Origin of the sequence: Halodesulfurarchaeum sp., from assembly GCF_036626455.1 — an archaeon.
Taxonomy (GTDB): domain Archaea; phylum Halobacteriota; class Halobacteria; order Halobacteriales; family Halobacteriaceae; genus Halodesulfurarchaeum.
Genome location: NZ_JAZKRK010000061.1, coordinates 1 through 7088, shown reverse-complemented (window position 1 = coordinate 7088; position 7088 = coordinate 1). Strand labels below are relative to the sequence as shown.

At 55.7% G+C, this 7088-nt stretch carries 7 protein-coding genes and 1 tRNA gene; 3 read left to right on the top strand and 5 right to left on the bottom strand.

The features are described 5' to 3' along the window. Position 1 precedes the first annotated feature (1 nt). From V5A26_RS11015 to V5A26_RS11005, 3 genes are all read right to left on the bottom strand, one after another. Positions 2-173 (bottom strand) — tRNA-Trp (locus V5A26_RS11015). Between the two features lie 51 nt (positions 174-224). Beyond that, positions 225-1088 (bottom strand): DUF5794 domain-containing protein, encoded by an 864-nt coding sequence (locus V5A26_RS11010; RefSeq protein WP_332322014.1) that lies wholly within the window; start codon positions 1086-1088, stop codon positions 225-227. Between the two features lie 3 nt (positions 1089-1091). Then, entirely contained in the window at positions 1092-1271 is a 180-nt protein-coding gene (locus tag V5A26_RS11005; RefSeq protein ID WP_332322015.1) for a hypothetical protein, read from the bottom strand. Positions 1272-1384: 113 nt separating this feature from the next. Between V5A26_RS11005 and guaB the strand changes: the two genes are divergently transcribed. Then, positions 1385-2884 carry an IMP dehydrogenase gene (guaB, locus tag V5A26_RS11000; RefSeq protein ID WP_332322515.1) on the top strand — a complete coding sequence of 500 codons (1500 nt, stop codon included), beginning with the start codon at positions 1385-1387 and terminating at the stop codon, positions 2882-2884. Between the two features lie 40 nt (positions 2885-2924). After that, positions 2925-3809: a GAF domain-containing protein gene (locus V5A26_RS10995; RefSeq protein ID WP_332322514.1), complete on the top strand. Its 885-nt coding sequence runs from the start codon at positions 2925-2927 to the stop codon at positions 3807-3809. Here the strand turns inward: V5A26_RS10995 and V5A26_RS10990 are convergent. Together V5A26_RS10990 and V5A26_RS10985 are read right to left on the bottom strand one after the other, a co-directional pair. Continuing rightward, positions 3806-5581 carry a PAS domain S-box protein gene (locus V5A26_RS10990; RefSeq protein ID WP_332322513.1) on the bottom strand — a complete coding sequence of 592 codons (1776 nt, stop codon included), beginning with the start codon at positions 5579-5581 and terminating at the stop codon, positions 3806-3808. The genes V5A26_RS10995 and V5A26_RS10990 overlap by 4 nt on opposite strands. Before the next feature lie 200 nt (positions 5582-5781). Further along, the gene (locus V5A26_RS10985; RefSeq protein ID WP_332322512.1) at positions 5782-5961 is read right to left on the bottom strand and encodes a hypothetical protein; all 180 of its coding nucleotides are present in this window, start codon (positions 5959-5961) and stop codon (positions 5782-5784) included. A gap of 369 nt (positions 5962-6330) precedes the next feature. On the opposite strand from V5A26_RS10985, the gene V5A26_RS10980 reads away from it, so the two are divergent. Continuing rightward, positions 6331-7088 (top strand): hypothetical protein (locus V5A26_RS10980; protein WP_332322511.1); only part of this gene is annotated, 758 nt, incomplete at its 3' end.

Here is a 7088-nt window from a genome sequence, read left to right as displayed (position 1 = left end):
ATGGGGCCGGAGGGATTTGAACCCCCGATCGACTGATATCCCCGGTACGCCTCAGCACTCCAGAGGGTCGTCATCGCGTTCGAGAGCCAGTCGAACGCTCGGTATACCAGTCTGGAGTGTCGTCCTCGGCAACCTCTGGAGTCAGTCGCCATTCCTGGCTTGGCCACAGCCCCGTGCCCCACGATTGTCGGGTACGGCTAAAGGGCGTTACGATTCGCCAACCGTCAGATCCAGGGGGCCCGATCGTCGTCACTTTCGCCTGGATATCCATACTGGTTCTTGTCCGACTCGTCCTCAGTGGGGAGGTCTTCTGGACCGCCATCCGTGGTTGGCATGCCGGGAGCAATCGTCGACGGCTCCGTGGTTTCGGTCGGATCGATTGCGAGGAGCGCAGCCATGGCAAAAACAGGCAGTGGCGCTTCACTGGGAACGACCTCGATGATCGAGAGGGCAAGGGTCCCCAGTGCGACTGCGCTGCCAAATCGGAACCGGTCGATGTCGACCAGGTCCTCGATTCGGGGCCGCAAGAGGACCAGCATGAGTGCAAACGCCACACCAACGCCGCCTGCCGCCATGCCGCGAGCCACCAATTCCAGATCTGCAGTCAGTACAAAGGCGAATGTCGAGGGGTTCAAACTCGCGATAGCTCCGAGACCGATGATGACACTCTCGCGCGGGAGATATTCACCGATCGTTGCACTGGCGGTTTTCGCCGCAATTGCAACGATCACGAGGGCGGCAAAGCGCTCGAAGACGACGATATCGAGCACACTGGCGATGGTGGGTGCCATCGCTGCCTCCAGACCAGCGATAAGGATCAACGGGATGCCAACCATGAGCACCTCCTTTGATTGCTGGACTGGATCGGCGTCCATCTCGACGAGCACCACCGCGACGGTGGCACTTCCACCGAAAACGAGGAGCCCAACCTGGAGAATGCCGACGGTACTTGACAGTGCGTCGGCCAGAACCAGCGCGGGAAAGATCCCGTCGATGAGCGGGAGGAGCATGACCGTCGCCAAAAGCTTCGTCGCGCCGCCAACCTTTTGCTCGAGGCGAAGCGCGATCGGATGTCGGGAACTACTCATCGACTATGAGGGGCGCCCGTAACCATGTGGGTGCTGGCGGTGTCTGCGGTGAACCTCCATCGACCGCACGGGCCAGACTGAGTTCCCCGAATTCCCGTTTTTGTTGCCGACAAATGTGACGTCGCCGGTGGCGATGGGCTGTTCGCCGGCGATGCACTCGGCAGTGGGCGATTCGGAGTCCATACCGAATATTCAGGTTCAAGGACACATAAATATAGTGTGAGATAGGGTTACAACCCACGAGGACCCGTCTTTGCTCTCGGAACGCTTTTGCCGACTGAGTCGCTGTGTACTACATGGCGAAGGATTCTCCCCCGCGAGGGACGTTTACTGAGAAGTTACAGGTTCCAGAGGCGTTGACGTTTGACGACGTGTTACTTCGACCTGCGGAGAGTCGAGTCGAACCCGACGAAGCGGACGTGAGCACGCGCGTTTCGACGAACATCGATCTCGAGATTCCGATCCTCTCCGCAGCAATGGATACGGTAACAGAAGCCGAGACGGCAATCCAGATGGCGCGGGAAGGCGGGCTTGGTGTCCTCCACCGAAACATGGAGCCCGAACGGGCCGTCGAAGAGGTCGAACGGGTCAAGCGGGCCGACGAGACGATCATTCGGCGTGAAAACGTCGTCACGGCCGACCCCGACCAGACGGTGAGCGAGGTCGATGAAATGATGAGCGCAGAGGGTGTCAGTGGCGCCCCAGTCGTGGACGAGGACGATACTGTCCTCGGCATCATTTCAGGTACCGACATCCGTCCGTACCTGGAACTCGGTGATTTCGACGCTGTCCGGGAGGCGATGACTGACGAAGTTATCACCGCCCACGAGGACGTTACCCCTCGCCAAGCCCTCGAATTGATGTACGAACACAAGATCGAACGGGTCCCGATCGTGGACACGGAAGACCATCTCGCCGGACTCGTGACGATGCAAGGGATTCTGGCCCGTCGCGAACATCAAGACGCTGTCCGTGACGAAAAAGGTCGTCTCCGTATTGGGGTCGCTGTCGGCCCCTTCGAACAGGACCGGGCCAAAGCCGTCGACGACGCTGGGGCCGATGCGCTCTTTATCGATACCGCACATGCGCACAACCTGAACGTGGTTGACAGCGCACGCGAAATCAAGGACATGGTCGACGCTGACGTAGTGGTCGGAAATATCGGAACGGCCGAGGCCGCCCGAGACATCGTCGATTTCGCTGACGGACTCAAGGTGGGAATCGGCCCGGGAAGTATCTGCACGACGCGTGTCGTGAGTGGTGCCGGAATGCCACAGGTTACGGCCGTCGCTGAGGTCGCAGACGTCGCCAAAGAACACGATGTCCCAGTGATCGCCGATGGCGGGATTCGGTACTCGGGAGATGCAGCAAAGGCACTCGCAGCAGGTGCTGATGCGGTGATGCTGGGCTCGTATTTCGCGGGAACTCAAGAGGCCCCTGGACGGGTCATCACGATCAAGGGCAAGAAGTACAAGCAGTACCGTGGCATGGGCAGTGTCGGTGCGATGCAATCCGGTGGCGGTGACCGATATCTCAAGGAGGAATCCGAGGACGAAGAGTTTGTTCCGGAAGGGGTGGAAGCCGCGACGCCGTATAAGGGGACTCTTTCAGGTGAGTTACATCAACTTGTTGGCGGGATTCAATCAGGAATGGGCTATGCTGGTGCAGAAAGCGTCATCGAACTGCAATCGGAAGCCGAATTTGTCAGAGTCTCACAGGCTGGTCAACAGGAGAGCCATCCACACGACGTGATGATCACCGACGAGGCCCCGAACTACAAGCCCCAACGGGACTAACTGGGGTCACCTTCTTGGTCGTGCTCCTCCCAGAGCAAGTATGAACAGACGGGAGACGGGGATCACGCTCGTCGTACTTGGTGTGGTGCTCGTGGCACTCGAAATTGGGTCCGCTCCAGCGGAACCGACGACCGCGATCATACGGACCGGGCCGTTTCTCCTTATCGCTACGGCAGTGTCCTTTATGGGGGGTGTAATTATTCGTGATGACGAATCGATCGGTGAATACGGGACCGAGATTCTCACCTGGACGGTTGGCAGTGCAACGACATTTGCGGCGATTGGGTACCTCATTACGCTGGGTCTCCCCGTGGACAGATTTGCTGGGGGGTTGCCTATATCGGTGCTCGAAGCGTTTACAGCTGGATCGTTGGTCGGAATTGTGGTTGGTGTGTACGATGCCAGGAGCCGGCTTCGGTTCGACGCCCTTCAGACAGAACGTGATCGGGTCGAACGGTTTGCCCGGAAAGCAAAGAGTCTGAACGCCTACGGCAAAGCGCTCAACGAATCGCGGGACGTGCACGGCGTGAGTGCGCTCAGCATTGAGGTACTCGAATTTCTCATCGGAAGCAACGAATCCGCGGTGGTGGCCGTGGGAGATATGACGACGGTCTTGGATTCGACACTCCCGGAACCCCGGCATGATTTTGTCGTTTCGGTTGCAAATGAGGTTGCGGCTGGCTCACCAATGGATACGGTTCGCTGTCCTGGAGACGTCGATTGTTCGATCCCGGAGGATCTGGCTGGGACCGAGTTGCTCGGCGTCCCGATCGACGCCAATGATGTGACAATTGTCTTACTTGCGCTTGTTCGCTCTAATGACGCATATACGGAGGAAGACCTCGATCTCCTGGAATCGTTGTCCGCGCACGTCGGAACTGCGGTGCCTAATTTGGACCGGGGGGTCGAGCAGGAGGTTTCCTAGCTCGTCTGATCGTGTGAGACCACATCAACATTCGAAAATTCGAACGTCATGCCACCCTCTTCGCGTGAATCGAGTTGGAGTCTCCATCCATGAGCCTGGGCGATCCGCCGGATGACTGTGAGATCACATTCCGATTTATCGGCACCTCCAATATGTGCAGATTGTTTGGGTCCTCTCTGGGTGATGGCCGGGAATTCCGGCCCCGAGGTTGTGATGTAAAACCCGTCTCGGTAGTCGAGATCACCGATTTTGATCCCCAAATCACCGTTGCTGATGGTTTCAAAGTTCTGGAACAGCGTTTCAATGAGATGGCCGACGCGTCCGAGGTCGCCTCGAATCGTGAGTTCAGCGTTGTTTTCGAGCGTAGCCCCGTTCGTGTCGACACTGTGCCAACATTGAGTGACTAATTTTGAGAGGTTGATTTCAGAGAGATCGCCGAGGCCCTCTCCCTCTCTGGCGAGTGTCAGCGTGTAATTGATCACGTCGTCCATCCGATCGAGGGATTCGGTGACTCGATCGAGGGATTCTACTCCAGTTTTTTCCTGTGCGATATCTGCCCAGCCTTGCGCGACAGTCAGCGGATTTCGCAGATCTTCCGAGACGACGGCCGCGAATTCCTCGAGTCTGGCGTTCGTTTCTTCGAGCTCCCGCTTGTAGGCTTTGTATTCCGAGAGGTCACGGGCGATACTCAGTATCGCCTCGTTTCCGAAGTATTCGATTGTAGTGGAAGCAACTTCGAAAGGCGCCACCGTCCCCTCTGCCGTCTTTAGACGCGCTTCGAAGAACTGTCTGTCGGAGGTTACCGATTCGGCCCGTTTGATGTACCTGTCTGCATGGTCGCTAACGAGAATGTCTTTCACGTTTTTCTCTAGCAACTCGTTTTCCGAATACCCCAAGAACAGACACACTGCTTCGTTAGCCTCGACTATCTCTCCGTCGATATGGTGAACCAGTAATGGATGGGGAACGCCATCCACGAGATCGCGATACGTTTCCCAGGATTCACGAAGTGATGTGCCCCGTTCTTTCAATTCAGTAGTCTCCCGCATCGTCGTCACTGCCCCGTGGATATTTTCAGTCGCTGATTCAAGGGGATATAATCGAACGTCAAACGTGTGCTTGTTGCCATCTGCCCCTATTCGATCCATTTCAAAATATACCATTTCACCGTCGAGAACTCGGTCGAAATACGGTTTCAGTTCAGTATGCGTTTCGAGTGGAAGTACATTGGAGATGGATTGACCGGGAACTGGTTTTTCGATGCCGTGGAACTCACGATATCGTTTGTTCGCAAACAGCAGTCGACCGTTTTGATCAGCGGCGGCGATCAGGTCCGATGCTCCCTCGATGGCGCGCCTGAAAACGGAGTTATCAACCGCTTCTGGATACGAGTTTTCGTTGACGACCTCTCCGATCGGATGGGCGACACAAAGCAGGGCCTCCGAATCCGTCTCAGTGACGGCGAGCTCGATTGGAACAGATGGCCCTGAACCGGTGGTAGCTGTGATTGTGATAGAACCGGAGGGGGCCTTAACTTGCTCGCCGGGCAGGCTTTTTTCAAGCAGGTTATTGATCTTTTCTCGGTCCCGGTCGTTCAGGCAGAAAAGATCCTTGAGTGAACTACCCATGGCCTCGCTTTCAGTATAGCCGAACAAACCACTGGCAGCCTCGTTCCAAAAAATCAGATCCCCATCCTTATCGAGGCCAAATATCGCATCTGAAATAAAAGCGGATACCGACTCGATCGCCACCTCGCCCCATTCATCGCCCATATATATTCACTGTTAGTACCGTGAGACATAAAGGTGGGGTCCAGTGGTAATACATGTGATAAAATACCCACCAATGGTATACTCACGTATTCAGATACGAAAAAACCGGCCACCCGTTCCGACTCGACTGTCCACTTTTGTTCCGGACAAAGCCCTTCCAATGTAGGGGTTTGCCTACATCTCTGTCGTTCGTATACCAATCAGCGCAGGTACAACTGCTCAAGTCGATAGAGTGTATACACTGTTCCAAGGGCTGCCAGAAGGCCCGCTGCGAGAAGTATCGTTTGGCCCGTCTGCAACCACCCGACAGTGAAGATAATTCCGGCCACCAGGAAGATGATGGGTGGGAAAATATCCACCAGAAGTCGTTCCTCCTTCATGAACGAGACCTATTCAGCGCGGTGGGAAGTACGTTTTTATTCAGCCCACCCCGATTGGGAGTGAGCTTTCTGCGGGAATTCTGGTTTACGATCTCTCGTTGAGTACCCTCCGCTGCCCAATATCCCAGAACTCCGAGCTCGATGAATCCGGGCAAGAGTAAGCTCACTGTGCGGTTCATCAAGCCGGGCTTGAGACCGGTCAAGCTACTCAATACAAAGTACATATGGGGACCTTAACGAATGTAGGCTCACGAAGCCAGGTGGAGGCCATACGGTGAGGCACACAATGGAAAGATCCGTAACCAAACCACGGGGGAACACACTCGGAACGCATCACGAGAGGCATCAAAAACGAACTGGGGGACAAACATGACATCTGAACTTGACGGATCAAGCGGGGACGAAGTGAGCAGTATCACCCACGAGTTAGTAACGATAGAAAAAGACATCGAGACGAAAGGGACGGGGGTGATCGTCGAATATAAAATCAAATCGAACAGTGACGAGCCGGTACGGTACACATTCGCCGATGAAGTGCCCTCAATGAGAGATTCGGAGGTTGGGTTCCATCCGGATTATATTCCCCATTCATGGTCGGAAGAGGAAGAAACGGTCGTCATCGAAGACGTAGTAGCGGGGGCGGGTGAGTCACACTTCAAGCTCGGGATGATGCTCGAGAATTGGGATGCAACCCAGTTCGAGTCCGCTACACTGGATATTCGGAGTGCTCACACGGTCGACAAATTGCAGAGTAAACAGGCCGACGAAGCGGAGCCCGGAGAAAAAACCCCGCTCTTCCAGAAAGCGAAAGATACGGTATTCAGCAGTGAGAATCCCCAAAGCCCCCCATTGAGAAGTGATGGCTCACACGGGACGACTCCAGATAACCCGTCCGAACCCACCGGGAACTCCTCGAAGACCGATTCCGAAACTGGACGCGACCACACGCCAGATGTAGACGACCCTCTGGGCCTTGAAGACCAAAGCGAAACATCGGGGAGTGACTCGGACAATTTCGACTTCGAGGAGCCGATCAACCAGTCGCCGGACGAACCCAATAGCGAGTCGTCCACATCCGATCAGTCGGCAGTCGAAGATGCAGAAGCGGAAGAGCCGGAATCCGAGTC